Below are 15,409 nucleotides of genomic sequence, written 5' to 3'. Positions count from 1 at the left end.
GTCCTGCGCCAGGAAAGGCGCGAAGAACCGCTTGCTGGTCGGGTCTGTGAGGAGCGCCGCCTGACGGGCGTCCGTGATCTGGTGAAAGCTAGGCGAATCGGGCAGTGTCATTTGCAGTAGCGTACGGCCCAGCCTGGCGCCATGACACTTGCCCCGCCGCGACCGCTGCTCCTGGAGGCCAACTTCGCCCGCGTCTGGTGGGCCGGACTGATCTCGTGGATCGGGAACGGCGCGCTCTTCATCGCCCTGCCCGTGCAGGTGTACGGCGAGACCCGCTCCACGCTCGTCACGGCCCTGGTCGTGATGGCGGGGGCACTCCCCACCGTGCTCGTGGGACAGTTCGCGGGCGTGCTGGTGGACCGGCTGGACTACCGGCGGGTGCTTGTCTGGACCAATCTGGGGATGGCCGCCGTCACCCTGGGGTTCCTGGCCGTCACGCACGCCTCCTGGTGGCTCGTGGCCCTGGTCAGCTTCGTCGCGTCGAGTGTGGGACAGTTCCTCGGTCCCGCTGAGAACGCCCTGCTCCCCACGCTGGTCGGGCGCGAGCGGCTGGGGGAAGCCAACAGCCTGAACGCCCTGAACAACAACCTCGCGCGCCTGATCGGCCCGGCCCTGGGGGGCTTGGTGCTGGCGCAACTCGGCTTTGCGGCGGTGATCCTCTTCGACGTGCTGACGTTTCTGGTGGCGGCCGTGCTGCTCGCGGGGGTCGTGAGCGCACCGCCCCCACGGCCCCCCGTAACGAGGCGGGTGGCCTTCTTGCGGGAGTGGCGGGAGGGCCTGGCGGTCGTGACGGGAAATCTCTCGTTGCGCGCCCTCTTCGTCATCGTCGCGGTCGTGGCATTCGGGGAGGGGTTCATCTCCACCCTGATGTCCCCGTTCGTCGGTGACATCCTGGGTGGGAACGGGGAGGTCCTGGGTCTGATCATGTCCGCTCAGGCGGTCGGGGGGATCATCGGAGCCTGGCTGGTGGCGCGGGTGGCCGACCACCACCCGGCCTTGCGCCTGCTGGCCCTCGGCGCCTGGGGGAGCGGTCTGCTGCTACTCCTGTACTTCAACTACGCGCTGGTGTACCGGGAGGTGTGGCCCGCCGTGGTGGTCACCGCCGTCGCCGGTGTCCCGTTCGCGGTGTTCGGGACGGCCCAGAACCTGGGTCTCCAGCGGGCGGCTCCCCAGGAGACCCTTGGGCGGGTGTTCAGCGCCTGTTACGGCCTGATGGGGCTGACGATGTTACTGGGCATGGGCGTCTCGGGGGTCCTGGGCGAGCGGGTGGGCGTGTTGGTCATCAACGTGGACGCGGCCACCTACCTGCTCGCTGGGCTCATCGCCTGGCGCGCCGTGCGAAGGGCGTCCAGGCGGAGAGACAGCGAGGTGATGGGCGAAGAGAGGGCCACGTAGGTGGGCCTCCCCAGGCCCTTCGGGGAGGCCGTTGGAGCCCTGCGTCAGATCGAGGGTTGGGGGCGGCTCACAGGGCGCCTGGGATGTTCGCGCCGCTGCGCAGCCGCGAGGTCTTGGAGGAGGTCCGGGTGGGTCCGCGCGGCCGCACGATCACCTGGCCGGGGGAACTGGACCTCGACGTAGACGCCCTGCGCCTGCCGCCGGAGCGGAGTGGGACCTGGTTTCGCGTGCTGAGCCGCACGCTGCCCGGTGGGGAAGAGCGCCCGTCATCCGGCGCCCTGCCACGAGCAGTTCACCCTGAGGAATGATGGGGGAAGCTGCGGCCCAGGAGGTGCCCATGCAGGACCGGTTCGTCGGACTGAGGCACACGCGGGAGGCGTGGCGGGGAGCGGTCGTGCCGACGGGGGAGACCTTTGCGGAGGACGACTCTCCAGAAGGCATCGAGCGGTTGGCCCGGCGCATCGGTGAACTGCGCCCGGCGGCGGTGCTGGTGCAGGCGCTGGGCGGTGGTGATATACCAGTGGTGGTGGCGCTGCTGGAGCGCGGCGTGCGGGTGAGGGTAACCTCCAAGGAACAGGTGCGGACCTTTGCGGCGACCGCTGGCGCAGGGCTCCTGGACGTGAGCACCGTGGCGCGGGTGGCCGGGTCGGCTCGGTTCGTCAGTGAACGCATGGGTTTCCAGAAGGACGACGAGCGGGTCCGCCTGCTGCTGGCCCGGCGGCGGCAGGTACTGGAGATGCAGGCCCAGGAGGAAGAGCGGCTGCGGGGGGCCGAGGACGGACCGTTCCAGGAGGAGCTGAAGCGTCACCTGTTCTTCCTCGACCGGCAGCTCGGGGGTGCACGAGCGGCTGTATCTAGTGCAGGTGGTCTTGCCCTGCCCTTCGTGGGCGGGGCGCGTCAGGCGGACACGAGCCGCCAAGCTGCCTGCTGCGAGTCCTGGCCGTCCACCCGGACGAAAGCGCTCCTTCAGACCGCCTGTCTGGGTTGACCTCCTCCCGTTTCGAGCTCCCCGCCTTGCACACGGTCGGTGCCCGCGCCCTTAGGGGAGGGGGCCCCGAGCCAGCCAATTCGTCAGCACCCGCGTTACGGCCTCCGCCGCGTCATGCTGCACGAAGTGCCCCGCCCCCGGCAGCGTGACCAGGGTCAGGTCGCGCTCCACCCACTGCCAGGTGTCGTTCAGGCCCCCAGGCAGCAGGGCCTCGTCGCCCAGCCCGTGGATCACCAGGGTGGGGGCCTGCACCTTGACGACGGGGCCCTGGGGCTCCGGGTACGGCGGACGCGGGTAATTCTGCTTGTAGTAGTGCAGCAACGCCTCGAAGTCCGAGCGGCCCAAAGCCTCCCGGTAGCGGGCGCGGGCCCCGTCGTCCCGCACCCAGCGGATCAACCACTCCAGGTCGAGCCGTTCGTGGGCGCCTTCCTCCTGGAAAGTGCGCGCGTACCCGCTGTTTTTCTGCTGCTCGGGATTGCGGGCCAATTCGCGTGCCAGGCCCTGCGGGTGCGGCAGGTTCAGGATGACGAGGCGCTCGACCATGTGCGGGAAGTGCATGGCGAACTGCCAGGCAATCGCCCCGCCCCAGTCGTGTCCCACCAGGATGGCCCGCTCCTCGCCGAGGTCCCGGATGACGGCCGCCACGTCGCCCAGCAGGTGCGGCATGGCGTAGTGCTCGCCCCCCCTGGGCTGGCCGCTGAGGTTGTAGCCGCGCAGGTCGGGGGCGGCCACCCGGTACTCCTCGGCGAGCGCGGGCATCTGCCAGCGCCAGGTGTACCAGAAGTCCGGGAAGCCGTGCAGCATCACGATGAGGGGGCCCTCGCCCAGGGTGACGTAGTGCAATCGGACGCCCCCGTTGTGGGCGAACTGGTGCGAGACCTGGGTGTCGAGGTCCGGGGTGGGGAGCGTCATGCGGTCCTCCCGGGGAAGGGCGCCGCGTCCGGGCGGGCGCGCAGGAGCGAGACCGCCTCCGGGGAGAGGGCGGGCGGCGCGTCCTGTCCCGTCCTGCCCAGCGCGCGGGCGAGGCTGCCTCCCAGGACCCGCGCCAGGATGGCTGGACGCGCGAGGACCGAGGGCGGACGGAGGTTCATGATCATGTCCAGAAAGGCGCCCGCCACCACCCCGTCCCGCACGGCCTGCCCCAGCACCAGGTTCCCGTAGGCATGCCGCAGCCGCAGGCCTGGCCCCGTGCCCGCCCCGGTGAGCCGCACGCCCGGCCAGCGCAGGTCCTCACCCGTGGCGATCTGCCAGGGCACGGCCACGACGCGGGCGAGCGCCCGCTGGAAGGCCTGCTCGAAGTCCGGCCCACCCGCCTTCAGGCTCGTCTCCAGCGCCTCGGCGCTCACGGCCGCCGCGCTGATCCCCTGCCCGTAGATGGGGTTGTAGTGGCACACGGCGTCTCCCAGGGCGACCAGGCCGCGCGGCCAGCGCGGAAGGCGCTCGAAGTGCCGCCAGGTGTTCGTGGGCGTGCGGTAGCCGCGGATGGGGGTCAGAGGCTGGGCGACGCGGATCGCCTCGTACAGGCCGGGGTCGGGTAAGTCCCGGGCCCAGGCCAGGAAGCCCGCCTCGTCGGTGGGCGGGTGGTGCCCCGCGAAGCCGCCCAGGGTCACGTGCCAGCGCCCGTCCTCGACCGGCAGGATCAGGCCCGCCCGCGGGTTGTGCGGCGGACGCCCGTTGATGATCAGGCCGTGCCACGGGGCGGGAAACCCCTCGGGGCGCCGGTAGAAGCGCGAGGCGTACCCGATATCGGAGGCGACGCTCTCCTCGGGGACCGGACCGTACCCGAGGTCCTGGAGCCAGCCGCCCAGCCTGGAGGCCCGACCGCTCGCCTCGACCACCAGGTCGGCGGGCACGACCTCGGGGCCCTCCCGCCCGTCGCGGGAACGAACGTGCACGCCCGTCACGGCTGTCCCGTCCGCGTTGGATACCAGCCGGGTCACCTCGGTGGACGGAAGGAAGCGGACGTTCGCGTGCTCGCGCAGCCACTGCCGCACGTGCCATTCCAGCAGGAAGCGGCTGAAGGCGAGGTACTCGCCCTGCCCGCCCAGCGGCGCGGCCGGGAGTTTCCCGGCGGGCGTCACCTGCAAGACGGGGATGCCTTCCCGGGTGTGAAAGGCGCCGCCCCGGGCCAGCGAGGCGAGCAGGCCGGGGAACAGCCCGGTCAGAATCTCGTGCCCGCGGGGCAGCAGGCCGTGGGCATGATGCGACTGCGGCACGCCCGCCCGGTGATCGGGGGTCTCCGGGAACACGTCGCGGTCGAGCACCACCACCTCGTCGTAATGCTCACTCAGGACGCGGGCGGCGAGCAGGCCCGCCATGCTGCCCCCGATGACGAGGGCGTGTCGGGCGGTGGGGAGGTCGGTCATGGGCGGCTCCTTGGGATGAGAGGGCGAGGAGGGGCGCGGCGGAACGCTGAACCTCGATAGATTAGTAAGTAATCACTAACTACGGAAAAAAGAGAAGCTCAGTGGCCCTCCCAGGTCAGCAGCTCCGGGAGGTCGAGGACCGAGGCGATGGTGATCAGCATGCCGGTGGCGAAGAAGTTCTGGGCCTGCGTGTGCGAGGCACCGGACAGGGCGCGCACTTCCCCGAACAGCGCCCGGTAGCGGCGGCGCACCTCCTGGCGGATCTCGTCCTCCCCGCTGGCGCTGAAGGCCTGGAGCAGCAGCAGCAACTCGTGGCGCCGCGAGCGCAGCCCCTCGTAGGCGTGGCCCATCGCGTCCAGCTTGTCCCCCTGGGTGGAGTGGGCGGCAGCGGTGAAGACCCGCTGGATGTGCACGAAGACCGCGTCCACGGCGGCCAGGAAGAGTTCCCGCTTGGTGCCGAAGAGGCGAAAGACGTAGGGCTGCGAGATGCCCACGCGCCGCGCGATGGCTTCCGTCGAACCCCCGGCGTAGCCGCGCTGGGCGAACTCCTCGATGGCCGCCTCGATCACCGCCGCGCGCCGCTCGTCGCCCGACAGCCGGGCGGGGGGCGTGGAGCCAGGGGTGGAGCGGGCCATGGGTTAGTTTGCACTCACTAACAAAGCAAGTCAAGGGGCCGACGGCGGACCCCTGTCTCCCTCTCACCCACAGGGCCTGAAGTTGGAGCCTGGTAGGTCTTCCAGAGCGGAGCTGGCCCTGAACCTGATGCCCGGCGAGTTCTGGCCTTCGCCTGCGTCACGAGGCGACTTGACGGACGACCCCCGCTGCCGTGGGGAGAGCACGCCCGGAATGCCCAGGCGCCGCTGCGTCGCGCGCTTCCCGACCCGAGGGGCGAACCTGTCGTGGCTGCCGGTGAGGGCAGCAGGCGGCTGGGATGCTGTTCGACGGCTGGAGGACCGTTCGGTAGGCGCGAACGTCCCCGGGCGGCGTTTCGGTTCGCAAAAAACAAAGGAGGCCGCTTCCTTCCCACGCGCTGCGGGCCGTCCCTCGTTTCCAAGCTCGTCACGCCGCGCCACGCTCTACCATAGGCGCCCCATGACCCCCTACGTGAAGAGCCCCCACCGCCCCTCCATGAAAAGCGCCCAGGTGCCCCAAGAAGTCTTCTGGACCACCGAACGGCGGGGCCATGACGGGGGACTTCCCCCTCCTCGGGGACTACGCGGCGCTGCTGGGCGAACTGAAAGACCGCATCCGGTCAGCCCAGACGCGGGCTGCCCTGGCGGTGAATCGGGAACTCGTGCTGCTGTACTGGCAGATTGGGCGGGCCATCCTCGAGCGGTAGGCGCAGGCCGGGTGGGGCGCGAAGGTCGTGCAGCGGCTTTCCCGCGACCTGGGGCGGGAGTTCAAGTACATCTCCGACAGCTTCGAGAGCCGCTGCGACGACCTAAGGGCCGAGCTGGCGAGCGACGGCATTGAGGGCGAACAGCTCGGGCGCCTGCTCGAATCCCGCGACGAGTACACGGCCGAGCGGGTCTTCTGGGTGCCCCCCGAAGCGCGCTGGGCGAACATCCAGAACCAGGCGACGCGCCCCGACATCGCCACACGGATTGACGACGCGGTCCTCGCCGTCGAACGGGACAACGCGAACCTCAAGGGCAGGCTACCCCGCGACTATGCCCGTCGCGGCATTGAGTCGGTGAAGATGGCTGGGCTGATCAACCTCATCGCCGGTATCGGCTTCAAGGGCAGCCGCGGCAAGGCCCGTGACACGCTCGGCCGGGTGTACGAGTACTTTCTCGGCAAATTCGCCGCCGCCGAGGGCAAGCTGGGCGGCGAGTTCTACACTCCGCGCTCAGTCATGCGCGTACTGATCGAGATGCTGGAGCCCTACGAGGGCCGCATTTACGATCCCGCATGCGGCAGCGGCGGCATGTTCGTCCAGTCGGAGAAGTTCGTCGAGGCCTATGGCGGCCAGCGCACCGACGTCTCCATCTTCGGGCAGGAGAGCAACCCCACGACGTGGCGCCTCGCCCACATGAACCTCGCCATCCACGGCGTCGAGGCGAGGCTGGGCGAGCAGCCAGCCGACACGTTCCTCCGCGACCAGCACCCCGACCTCAAGGCCGACTTCGTCCTCGCCAACCCGCCGTTCAACGTCAGCGACTGGTCGGGCCAACTCCTCCGCGGCGACGTGCGCTGGACCTATGGCGACCCACCCCCTGGCAACGCCAATTACGCCTGGATTCAGCACTTCATCCACCATCTCGCCCCGCCCAACGGTCGGGGTGGTGGCACGGCTGGGTTCGTGATGGCCAACGGTAGCCTGGCGCGCGACATCGGCGCAGAGGGGGACATCCGCCGCAAGATCGTCGAGGCCGACCTCGTCGACTGCATCGTCGCGCTGCCCGCGCAGCTCTTCTTCACCACCGGCATCCCCGTCCGCCTCGTCATGTAGGCCAAGGCTGTGGGTGAGGACGTGACGTTGATAGGGTGAGCGAACGTGGGCGTCCGTCCAACTCAACGTAGACTCGTCGCCATGGGCCTCTTGACCTTCAGCCTCAACGTCACCCTCGACGGGTGCGTCGACCACCAGGAGGGCATCGCCGACGACGAGACCCACGCCTTCTTCACTCGCCTCATGGCCGAGGCAGGGGCCATGCTGTGGGGCCGCGTCACCTACGAGATGATGGAGAGCTCCTGGCCGGCGGTCGCTCGTGGCGACGAGGAGGCGCTGCCGGCGATGCGCGAGTGGGCGCTCAAGCTGGAGGCCAAGCCGAAGTACGTGGTGTCGTCGACGCGAACGCGCTTCTCGTGGACCAACAGCCATCACCTCGTCGGCGACTTGCGCACGAGCGTGCAAAAGCTCAAGGACGCGACCCCTGACGGTGTGCTCCTCGGGAGCGGCAAGCTCGCAGCCGAGCTGGACCGGTTGGATCTGATTGACGAGTACAAGTTTCTCGTCCACCCCAGAATCGTCGGCCATGGCCCGGCCCTGTACCAGGACGGGCTATCCAGCACGCGACAGCTTGATCTGGTCTCGGCGACGCCGCTCGGCAACGGCGTGGTCGCGATGCACTACCGGCGCGCGCGCGGCTAGCAGACTCACGCCTCACGCTCGCCCACGGCGGGGTTCAGGGCAGGTGGCGCTCCCAGAGGGTGCCCAGCAGGACGCCCAGGGCACTGCCCAGCGAGACACCGCTCCCGGCATCCCCCAGCAAAAAGCCCGAAGCCATCCCCAGCAGCACCCCGCCGATCATGCACACCCCCACGGCCTCCCCCTCAGTCTCAATGAGAAAAGTTTAAGCAGTCTTTATCTACGGGGCTGTGATGTTCTCGACACCGGGCAGGAGCGTCGTTTCCTTCACAGGCCCCGCAGGTGCTCCTTGAGTCGGTCGTCGGCCCACTGGTCCCAGGTACCCTGCCGCGTCCTGTAGTTGAAAGCCCGCCCGCGTCAGCCGCGTCCCCGCCGTGTGCCGCAGCGCGTGCAGGCCCAGGTCGGGAATGCCTTCCCGCTGGCAGAGGGCGCGTAGGCTCCTCCGCACCGCTTCCGGCATCTGCCCGATCACCGGCACGTCTTCTTTTTGCGGACCCAACTCCCGCAGGTGCGCCTTTACCACCCTCCAGGGCCCGCCTGAGGCTGTCGTCGGCCCATTTGGCGTAGGTCTAGGTGGTCTCGATGCTGCTGTGCCCGAAGTGGCGGGCCGCGTCGTGAAGAGGGCCCCGCGCGGACCATCCGCGTCCCGGCGCAATGCCGCAGCGCGTGCACACCCCGGTAGGCCACCCCGGCCTTCTGACAGGCGAGCTTCAACCGCTCCCTGGCCGCGTTCGCCGTCGCCCCGATCACGGCCAGCTCAGGGTGAGGGGCGGCCGACATGTACCCTCACAGGCCCCGCAAATGCTCCTTGAGGCGGTCATCCGCCCACTTGCCGTAGGTCCGGGCGGTCTGCACGTCGCTGTGCCCCAGGTGCTCCGCCACGTCCTGAAGCTGAAAGCCCGCCCGCACCAGGCGCGTGCCCGCCGTGTGCCGCAGGGCGTGCAGCCCCAGGTAGGGAATGCCCTGCTGCTTGCACAGGGTGCGCAGTCTCCCCCGCGCCGCCTCCGGAGTCCGTCCGATCACCGCCACCTCTTCTTTTTGCGGACCGAGTTCTCGCAAGTCCGCAACCAAAGAAGAGGACAAGAGGACCCGTCTCGTCTTCCCGCCTTTCCCGTTCCGCACGGTTAAGGTCCCCCCTTCCAGGTCCACGTCACCCCACTTCAGGCCGGTGATCTCCGAGGCGCGCAGCCCGGCGATGCCCCCCAGGCGCAGCAGCACCCGCATCTCGACGGGAGCGGCGGCGAGCAGTTTGCCCACGTCGCCTTCCGGGTAGGGCTGGCGCTTGTCCCAGGGGCGCCGCTTGTCCTTGCGCGGTTTCACATCCGTAAAGGGATGGTCGGTGGTGGCCTTCGCCCAGCGCAAGGCGGAGTAAAGCGCTCGTGCGCCCGCGAGCAGCACACCCACCGAGGCGGGAGATTTCCCGCTGGCCTCCAACTCCCGGACCCACAAGTCGGCGTGCTCGACCTCCGGGTGCAGCACCTTCACCGCGTGGCTCTGGGCATACTCCAGCCAAGTACGGCCCCCGAGCCGGTACTTGCGCAGGGTCTCTTTGCTGACATGCCCGTGGGTGCGAACGTGGTGAGCCTCTAGCAGGTCGAGCAGCGTCGCCACATCTTTCCCAGCGACCGCCGCCACCGCCCGGCGCCGCCGCTCCTCGGGGTTCAGATTCACCCACTCGCGGGACGGGGCGAGTTGACCCTGGCGGTACAGGTCAAGGGTCACCAGACGCCTCCCCGCTTCACAGCGCCAGGTGCAACCGCAGGGCGGCGTCGAGGCGGACCATCAGCCCGGCGGGCACGTGGCCGACTGGCGCAGGTCCCAAACGGCTGAATCCCACGGCCCGGATTTGCTCGGCCTGCGCTTTGCTGTCACTCTCCAGCCCGGTCTCCCCCGCCGGCAGCAGCACCTGGAAGTCATAAACCCGCGTCACGTTGCCGGTGAGCGGCACGATGGTAACGACCCCGGCCCCCAGCCGGTCCACCGTTCGGTTCAGGCTGTCGGCACTGACGATCACCACCGGGCGCCGCTTGTTCGCCTCACTCGAACGGGCGGGGTCGAGGTCGGCGATATAGATGTCACCGCGCCGCATCGGAACCCTCGCTCAGGCCGTCGGCGATCACGCTTTCCCACAGATCGCCCTCGCCATTCGCCCGCCACTCGGCCAGGGCCTCGGCGTACTGAGTTTCCAGCTCCCGTTCCCGCAGGAGGGTGAGGGCCTGGGCGATCACCTCCGATTTGGAGCGAACCCGGTGGGTCTCCTGATAGTGGCTGAGAAAGTCGAGGAGCGGTTCCTCCAAACTTACACTGATCTTACCAACAGTCATCAGTACATATTAGCAGAAAAACGGTAGGAAGCCTGGTGCGATCATCGCCGCAGCGAAGCTTCTGGTAATCCCACTTACCAGAAGGGTGAGGCGAGGGCGGGGAGATGATAAAGTGTCCCTATGTCAGAAAGTGTCCCTCAAGGACCTCAGGTGTACTCCGGTCAACTCGGTCCTAAGTACCGCGCCATCCTTCCCCGTGGGGTGCGTGACGCCCTGGAGGTGGCCGAGGGGGACACCTTGCTGTATGTGGTGGAAGGCAAGCAGGTCCGGATCACCACCAAGCACCAGTTGGCCCAGGAGTTGTACGGGAGCCTGGCCGAGGACGACCGCCGGGACTTCACCCAGGAGCTTCTCGACGAACGGCGTGCCGAGGCCCAGCGGGAGAAGCCTTGAGGGCCCGGCCACTCCTGATCGACGCCAGTGCCCTGACCGCCTTCATCCGCAGGGAGCGGGGAGGGGAGAGGGTCCTGAGGTCCTTGACGACCGCCCGCCGCGAGCACCTGGTCAGCACGATTGGGCTGATCGAGGTCGAGGGCAAGCTGGTGTCGGGCGGCACCTTCACCCCGGAGCAGGTGCGGACCCGTATTCACCAGCTCGGGCAGCTCCTCACGGTGGTCCCTTTCGAGGTGAGCGCGCAGCGGGCGGCGAGCTTCTACTACGCCCGGCGCAAGCCCTACGATCTCAGTCTGGGCGACGCCCTGTGCCTGGGCACGGCGGAGACGCTCGGGGCGGACGTGATGACCGCCGAACAAAATTGGGCCACGCTCCCCGACCTGCCGTTCGCGGTGGAGCTGATCCGGGGGGAAGCCTGAGGCATACGCCCCAGGGCGGCGAGCAGTGGGGGGAAGCGAGCACTCCTGCCTGGCCCTGGCGCCGCGGCGCGGCGTTCCGGTGCTCACGGCAGATCGTCCGCGAGGAGTTCCTTGACCCAGCCGGGTGCGCCGAACCTCGGGCCGTTCGCCGTTCCGGTGCTTCTGACCGGGGCATTTCACCCGGTGGGTCGAACGGGCGGCGCGAGGCGCGCGGAGCACAGGACCCGGACTGGCGCCGAGCGCGCTCCGACCAGCCAGGCCGGACGTCCCTCGGCCCCGGCTGCAACCTGGCGCCCAGCAGACTCCATCAACGGGCTGGGAGCTGTCACCAGGCCACCCCTCCGGCAGGGACAAAGACGCGAGGGGAGCTGGAGATGGCCCGCGAGGCGACCTGGACCCCGTGTTCCAGCGCCGCGCGCAGGTTCCCGCCTCCCAGGCGCGCTTGCAGGTAAGCGGCATTGAAGATGTCGCCCGCGCCGACGGTGTCGATCACCCGCACTGTCGGCGCGGGAACGTGGCTTTGCTCGTCCCCGCAGGTTGCCACGGCACCCCGGGCCCCCAGCTTCACCACGGCGGTGCCCCCGGAAGGAAGGTGGCGCACCAGCGCGCGGGCCGCTCGCCGTGGGTCCAGCTCGCCGGTCAGGCTGCGGGCCTCGAGTTCGTTGATCAGCAGGTGCGTCACGTGGGGTAGCCAGGAGGTCATTTCGGCCCGGACCTCTCCCGTAAACCCCCCCTCCGGCCAGCCGGGATCGAGCGCGACCTCGCTGCCGTGCCCCGTCAGCTCGCGCAGGAGAGCCGGGTAGTCCCGGCGCAGGCCCGGGGTCAGGAACCCCCCGGCGAGCAGGACCGGGGACGCGGCCGGCACCGATGCCCGCAGGTCCGTCCAGCCGAGCTGCGCGAGGTGCCCCAGGTGGGTGATGAAAGAGCGCTCGCCGCCCGGGTGGGTGACGGCCACCGTGACGGAGGTCGCCTCGGGAACCGGGCGCCATAGGGCGGACACTCCGCGCAAGTTCGCCCGCAGCCACTCCCCGGGCAGGTCCTGGCCGACCGTGCTGACCAGGCACGCCCGGGCTCCCAGGCCCGCGAGGGCGACGGCGGCATTGCCCGCGTTGCCGCCCACCCGCCAGACGCCCCGCTTGACGAGGACCTCCGTGCCCTCCGACGGCCAGGCGCCCAGCGGTCCCAGGATCAGGTCGACGTTGACGTTGCCCAGGACAACCAGTTCCCTCATAGGGAGACTCCGGTGGGGCGTGTTCCCCCCAGGTTGGGGCTCGCGTCTTCCGGCCGCCGGACCTCCATCCCCAGGGGGTCGGCGTTGGTCGTTGGTCTCGGCACGGGAAGCGGCCCGGCGCAGCCTGTCGCCCTGGTCCCTGTCGCGGTTTCCGAAGCGCACCCTAGCCTTTCATCCCCGTGAGCACGATGCCCTCGATGATCTGCCGCTGGAAGAACGCGAAGACCAGCAGCACGGGGATCACCGCGAGGCTGCTCGCCGCCATGATCAGCCCCCACTGGGTGCCCGCCTCGCCGTTGAAGAGCGCCGTCCCGACCGGCAGGGTGCGGAACTGGGGCTGCTGGATCACGATCAGCGGCCACAGGAAGGCGTTCCAGTTGCCCAGGAACGTGAAGATGGCGAGGCTCGCCAGCGCCGGGCGCACCAGGGGCAGGGCCACCCGCCAGAAGATGCCGAACTCGTGCATCCCGTCGATGCGGGCCGCCTCCAGCAGGTCGTCGGGAAGGCTCTCGAAAAACTGCCGCATCAGAAAGACCCCGAAGGCGCTGATCAACCCGGGGAACATGATCGCGAAGTACGCGCCGGGCACCGACCGCGTGAGCCCCAGGTCGCTGACCCCCACGAACCAGGGGACGACGAGCATCTCGGTCGGGATCATCAGCGTGGAGAGGATCAGGATGAAGATCAGGCTCTTCCCGGGAAAGTCGAACTTGGCGAGCGTGTACCCGACCAGCGAGTCGAAGAACAGCACGCTGAGGGTCGTCACCGTGGCGACGAGCAGGCTGTTGCCGAACCACTGGAGAAACCGCGTCTCGGTGAGCACCTGCCGGTAGTTGTCCAGGGTGGGGTCGGCGGGGAGGAAGGCCAGGTTGAACAGCTCCTGGAAGCTCTTCAGGCTGGTGAGCAGCATCCAGGCGAAGGGAAAGAGAGTGAGGATTACCCCCACGGTGAGGATCAGGTAGGCGAGCGCCGTGCGGAGGTCGGTCCGGCGGCGGGGCGGCGGGGCGGCGGTGACGGTCAAGCGTCGTACCTCCGGGTCAGGAAGCGCAACTGCAACAGGGTGATCAGGAGGATGATCAGGAAGAGCACCACCGTCACCGCCGAGGCGTAGCCCATCTGGTAGCGCCCGAAGGCGAGCTGGTAGATGTACAGCGCGACCGTCATCGTGCTGCCCAGCGGCCCGCCCTGGTCGGTGAAGTTGAGGTTCACGACCTGGGTGAACAGTTGCAGGTAGGCGATGGTCCCCGTCACCACGCTGAAGACGATGGTGGGGTTCAGGAGGGGCAGGGTGATCTTGCGGAACGCCTGGGCGCCGCTGGCCCCGTCGATCTCCGCCGCCTCGTAGTACACGCGCGGAATGGCGGCCAGCCCCGCGAGGAACAGCACGACCTGAAAGCCCAGGTTCTGCCACACGACCAGCGCGGCGGTGGTGGGCAGCGCCTGACCAGGCGAGGTCAGAAAAGGTTGCGCGGGCAGGTGCAGCCAGCCCAGGAAGGTGTTCACCGGCCCGAACTGCGGGCTGAACACCCACTGCCACACCCACGCCGCCGCGACGATGGGCGTCACGTACGGCGCGAAGTACAGCGCCCGGTACAGGCCCCGCAGCGCCCGCACGCGGCCCAGCAACAGGGCGATGCCCAGGCCCAGGGCGACCTGCACGGGCACGCCGATCAGGGTGTACAGCGCGGTGTTGCGCAGGGCCTGGCCAAACCGCCCGTCCTCCAGCAGCGTGCGGTAGTTCTCCAGGCCCACGAAGGGCTGCTGCTCCCGGAGGATGTTCCAGTCGAAGAGGCTCAGGCGCAGGGACATCAGGGTCGGGATGAAGCGCACCACCAGGAAGAACAGCAGCGGCACCAGCAAGAAGGTGTAGGCCGTGCGGATCTGGTGGCGGCGCAGGCTGCCCGTGCGGGCGGGGGCACGGGCCGCTGGCCGCCCCCCCCGCAGCTTACTTGTAGTAGCCATTCAAGATCTTCTGCTCATCCGCCGCCGCCCGCTTCACGGCATTGGCGGGCGCGGCGCCCTGCAAGATCACCGTGTTGATCGCGTCCACCCACGCCTTGCGCTGCCCGGCCTCATCCACGAAGAGGGTCGAGTGCGCGAAAGGCAGGGCCTGCACGAAGGGGCCGTAGACGGGATCGCGCCGGAGCTGCTGATCGTTCGACAGCTTCCGGCTCGCGGGAATCTCCCCGACCGACTGGAGCCAGGTGCGCTGGGTGTCCTCGCTCGTGAGGAACTTCAGGAACTTGACCGAGGCCGCCAGCTTGTCGCCTTTCGCGTTCTTGGTGATCCCGTTCACCCAGTAGGAGCCGAAGTTGCTGCGGACGCCGTTCCCCCTGAGGACCGGCAGCGGCACGACGCCCCAGCCAAACTTCGCGCCCTTCTGGATGGTGCTCACCGCGAAGGAGCCGTCGATGATCATGCCGACCTTCCCGGCGATGAAGGCGTCGCGGTACGAGTTGTTGCCGGGGAAGAAGTTGGGCGTGCCGAGCTTGTACTTCGTGAAGAGGTCGGTGTAGAAGCTCATGGCCTTCTGGCCCGCGTCGCTGTCGTAGGCGACCTGCTTGCCGTCCTTGCTGTAGGGCGACCCGCCGAACTGCCGCACGAGCACCTCGCGCACCACGTGATAGTCCTGCCCGTCGGGCTGGATGCCGAAGCCCAGGGTGGTGAAGCGCGGCGGCGCCCCCTTGACCACCTTCTGCGCGGCGGCGATGAAGTCCTCCCAGGTGCGGGGCGGGGTCAGCACGCCCGAGGCCCGCAGCAGGTCCTTGTTGTAGAACACCGCCAGGGTGCGCACCGACGTGGGCAGCGCGTAGTACTGCCCGCCGATCTTGCTCGTCTGGACCATCGGCACGAAGGTCTTGTCTATCTGGGCCACCGGGAAGTCCCGCGCGGGCAGCGGCTGGAGGTACCCGCTGTCCACGTACTGCGGGAGCCACCCGTAGAAGAGGTTCACCACGTCGGGACCCTGACCGGCGGGCACGCTGGAGGCGACCTTCTGGTTGTAGGCGTCGTAGGGGAAGGTCTCCTGCCGGATTCTGATGTCCGGGTTCTGCGCCTCGAACTTCGCGATGAGCTTGTTCATCGTGTCCACCTTGCTGGCGAAGTCGTACTGCCAGTAGGTGAGGGTGACGGGCGCGGCGGCGGCGCTGGGAACGGCGGCGAGGGTGAGGGCCAGGGTCAGGAACTTGCGCATGGGGGGCTC

Annotated in this window: 20 protein-coding genes; 8 read left to right on the top strand and 12 right to left on the bottom strand. The window is 69.0% G+C overall.

Features of this window, described 5'->3' with window-relative positions; all coding sequences use genetic code 11:
• Window positions 1–141: 141 nt before the first annotated feature.
• From A7B18_RS01015 to A7B18_RS01005, 3 genes are all read left to right on the top strand, one after another.
• A complete protein-coding gene (locus A7B18_RS01015; protein ID WP_102124798.1) occupies window positions 142–1,395 on the top strand; it encodes an MFS transporter in 1,254 nt (417 codons plus the stop codon).
• Between the two features lie 83 nt (window positions 1,396–1,478).
• Complete coding sequence (locus A7B18_RS01010) at window positions 1,479–1,703, top strand: DUF2442 domain-containing protein (RefSeq protein ID WP_102124797.1); 225 nt, start codon at window positions 1,479–1,481, stop codon at window positions 1,701–1,703.
• A gap of 29 nt (window positions 1,704–1,732) precedes the next feature.
• Window positions 1,733–2,383, top strand: coding sequence for a hypothetical protein (locus A7B18_RS01005; protein WP_146009413.1), 651 nt, complete (start codon window positions 1,733–1,735; stop codon window positions 2,381–2,383).
• Between the two features lie 51 nt (window positions 2,384–2,434).
• Here A7B18_RS01005 and A7B18_RS01000 read toward each other — a convergent pair whose 3' ends face one another.
• The 3 genes from A7B18_RS01000 to A7B18_RS00990 all read right to left on the bottom strand — a co-directional run bounded on the left by A7B18_RS01000 (window position 2,435) and on the right by A7B18_RS00990 (window position 5,384).
• Window positions 2,435–3,295, bottom strand: a complete 861-nt coding sequence (locus A7B18_RS01000) for an alpha/beta fold hydrolase (RefSeq protein WP_102124795.1) — start codon at window positions 3,293–3,295, stop codon at window positions 2,435–2,437.
• Window positions 3,292–4,749 carry an NAD(P)/FAD-dependent oxidoreductase gene (locus A7B18_RS00995; protein ID WP_102124794.1) on the bottom strand — a complete coding sequence of 486 codons (1,458 nt, stop codon included), beginning with the start codon at window positions 4,747–4,749 and terminating at the stop codon, window positions 3,292–3,294. Before A7B18_RS00995 ends, A7B18_RS01000 begins: the two co-directional genes overlap by 4 nt.
• A 98-nt stretch (window positions 4,750–4,847) precedes the next feature.
• Entirely contained in the window at window positions 4,848–5,384 is a 537-nt protein-coding gene (locus tag A7B18_RS00990; protein ID WP_102124793.1) for a TetR/AcrR family transcriptional regulator, read from the bottom strand.
• A gap of 548 nt (window positions 5,385–5,932) precedes the next feature.
• Here A7B18_RS00990 and A7B18_RS00985 point away from each other — a divergent pair.
• The 3 genes from A7B18_RS00985 (at window position 5,933) to A7B18_RS00975 (ending at window position 7,843) form a co-directional block, all read left to right on the top strand.
• Window positions 5,933–6,088 carry a DUF1016 N-terminal domain-containing protein gene (locus A7B18_RS00985; RefSeq protein WP_219722078.1) on the top strand — a complete coding sequence of 52 codons (156 nt, stop codon included), beginning with the start codon at window positions 5,933–5,935 and terminating at the stop codon, window positions 6,086–6,088.
• A gap of 27 nt (window positions 6,089–6,115) precedes the next feature.
• The gene (locus A7B18_RS00980; RefSeq protein WP_219722077.1) at window positions 6,116–7,201 is read left to right on the top strand and encodes an N-6 DNA methylase; all 1,086 of its coding nucleotides are present in this window, start codon (window positions 6,116–6,118) and stop codon (window positions 7,199–7,201) included.
• Between the two features lie 81 nt (window positions 7,202–7,282).
• The gene (locus A7B18_RS00975; RefSeq protein WP_102124792.1) at window positions 7,283–7,843 is read left to right on the top strand and encodes a dihydrofolate reductase family protein; all 561 of its coding nucleotides are present in this window, start codon (window positions 7,283–7,285) and stop codon (window positions 7,841–7,843) included.
• A gap of 34 nt (window positions 7,844–7,877) precedes the next feature.
• On the opposite strand, the gene A7B18_RS22790 is transcribed toward A7B18_RS00975, so the two are convergent.
• The 5 genes from A7B18_RS22790 to A7B18_RS00960 all read right to left on the bottom strand — a co-directional run bounded on the left by A7B18_RS22790 (window position 7,878) and on the right by A7B18_RS00960 (window position 10,164).
• On the bottom strand, window positions 7,878–8,003 hold the full coding sequence (locus A7B18_RS22790) for a hypothetical protein (RefSeq protein ID WP_281260129.1): 126 nt from the start codon (window positions 8,001–8,003) through the stop codon (window positions 7,878–7,880).
• Window positions 8,004–8,060: 57 nt separating this feature from the next.
• Window positions 8,061–8,363, bottom strand: coding sequence for a site-specific integrase (locus A7B18_RS21165; protein ID WP_146009412.1), 303 nt, complete (start codon window positions 8,361–8,363; stop codon window positions 8,061–8,063).
• Between the two features lie 263 nt (window positions 8,364–8,626).
• The gene (locus tag A7B18_RS00970) at window positions 8,627–9,562 is read right to left on the bottom strand and encodes a tyrosine-type recombinase/integrase (protein WP_180969957.1); all 936 of its coding nucleotides are present in this window, start codon (window positions 9,560–9,562) and stop codon (window positions 8,627–8,629) included.
• A 16-nt stretch (window positions 9,563–9,578) separates the two neighbouring features.
• On the bottom strand, window positions 9,579–9,929 hold the full coding sequence (locus A7B18_RS00965; RefSeq protein ID WP_102124791.1) for a type II toxin-antitoxin system PemK/MazF family toxin: 351 nt from the start codon (window positions 9,927–9,929) through the stop codon (window positions 9,579–9,581).
• A complete protein-coding gene (locus A7B18_RS00960) occupies window positions 9,916–10,164 on the bottom strand; it encodes a ribbon-helix-helix domain-containing protein (RefSeq protein ID WP_102124790.1) in 249 nt (82 codons plus the stop codon). Before A7B18_RS00960 ends, A7B18_RS00965 begins: the two co-directional genes overlap by 14 nt.
• Before the next feature lie 201 nt (window positions 10,165–10,365).
• Between A7B18_RS00960 and A7B18_RS00955 the strand changes: the two genes are divergently transcribed.
• Together A7B18_RS00955 and A7B18_RS00950 are read left to right on the top strand one after the other, a co-directional pair.
• Window positions 10,366–10,557 (top strand): AbrB/MazE/SpoVT family DNA-binding domain-containing protein, encoded by a 192-nt coding sequence (locus A7B18_RS00955; RefSeq protein ID WP_245872679.1) that lies wholly within the window; start codon window positions 10,366–10,368, stop codon window positions 10,555–10,557.
• Window positions 10,554–10,976: a PIN domain-containing protein gene (locus A7B18_RS00950; protein ID WP_102124788.1), complete on the top strand. Its 423-nt coding sequence runs from the start codon at window positions 10,554–10,556 to the stop codon at window positions 10,974–10,976. Before A7B18_RS00955 ends, A7B18_RS00950 begins: the two co-directional genes overlap by 4 nt.
• Before the next feature lie 325 nt (window positions 10,977–11,301).
• Here A7B18_RS00950 and A7B18_RS00945 read toward each other — a convergent pair whose 3' ends face one another.
• The 4 genes from A7B18_RS00945 to A7B18_RS00930 all read right to left on the bottom strand — a co-directional run bounded on the left by A7B18_RS00945 (window position 11,302) and on the right by A7B18_RS00930 (window position 15,400).
• Complete coding sequence (locus A7B18_RS00945; protein ID WP_102124787.1) at window positions 11,302–12,207, bottom strand: carbohydrate kinase family protein; 906 nt, start codon at window positions 12,205–12,207, stop codon at window positions 11,302–11,304.
• A gap of 163 nt (window positions 12,208–12,370) precedes the next feature.
• Window positions 12,371–13,228, bottom strand: coding sequence for a carbohydrate ABC transporter permease (locus A7B18_RS00940; RefSeq protein WP_102124786.1), 858 nt, complete (start codon window positions 13,226–13,228; stop codon window positions 12,371–12,373).
• Window positions 13,225–14,169, bottom strand: coding sequence for a carbohydrate ABC transporter permease (locus A7B18_RS00935; protein ID WP_102124785.1), 945 nt, complete (start codon window positions 14,167–14,169; stop codon window positions 13,225–13,227). Before A7B18_RS00935 ends, A7B18_RS00940 begins: the two co-directional genes overlap by 4 nt.
• Window positions 14,153–15,400, bottom strand: a complete 1,248-nt coding sequence (locus A7B18_RS00930) for an extracellular solute-binding protein (protein ID WP_102124784.1) — start codon at window positions 15,398–15,400, stop codon at window positions 14,153–14,155. Before A7B18_RS00930 ends, A7B18_RS00935 begins: the two co-directional genes overlap by 17 nt.
• Window positions 15,401–15,409 lie beyond the last annotated feature (9 nt).

Origin of the sequence: Deinococcus planocerae, from assembly GCF_002869765.1 — a bacterium.
GTDB classification, from domain to species: Bacteria; Deinococcota; Deinococci; order Deinococcales; family Deinococcaceae; genus Deinococcus; species Deinococcus planocerae.
This window is presented reverse-complemented; position numbering and strand designations above follow the sequence as displayed.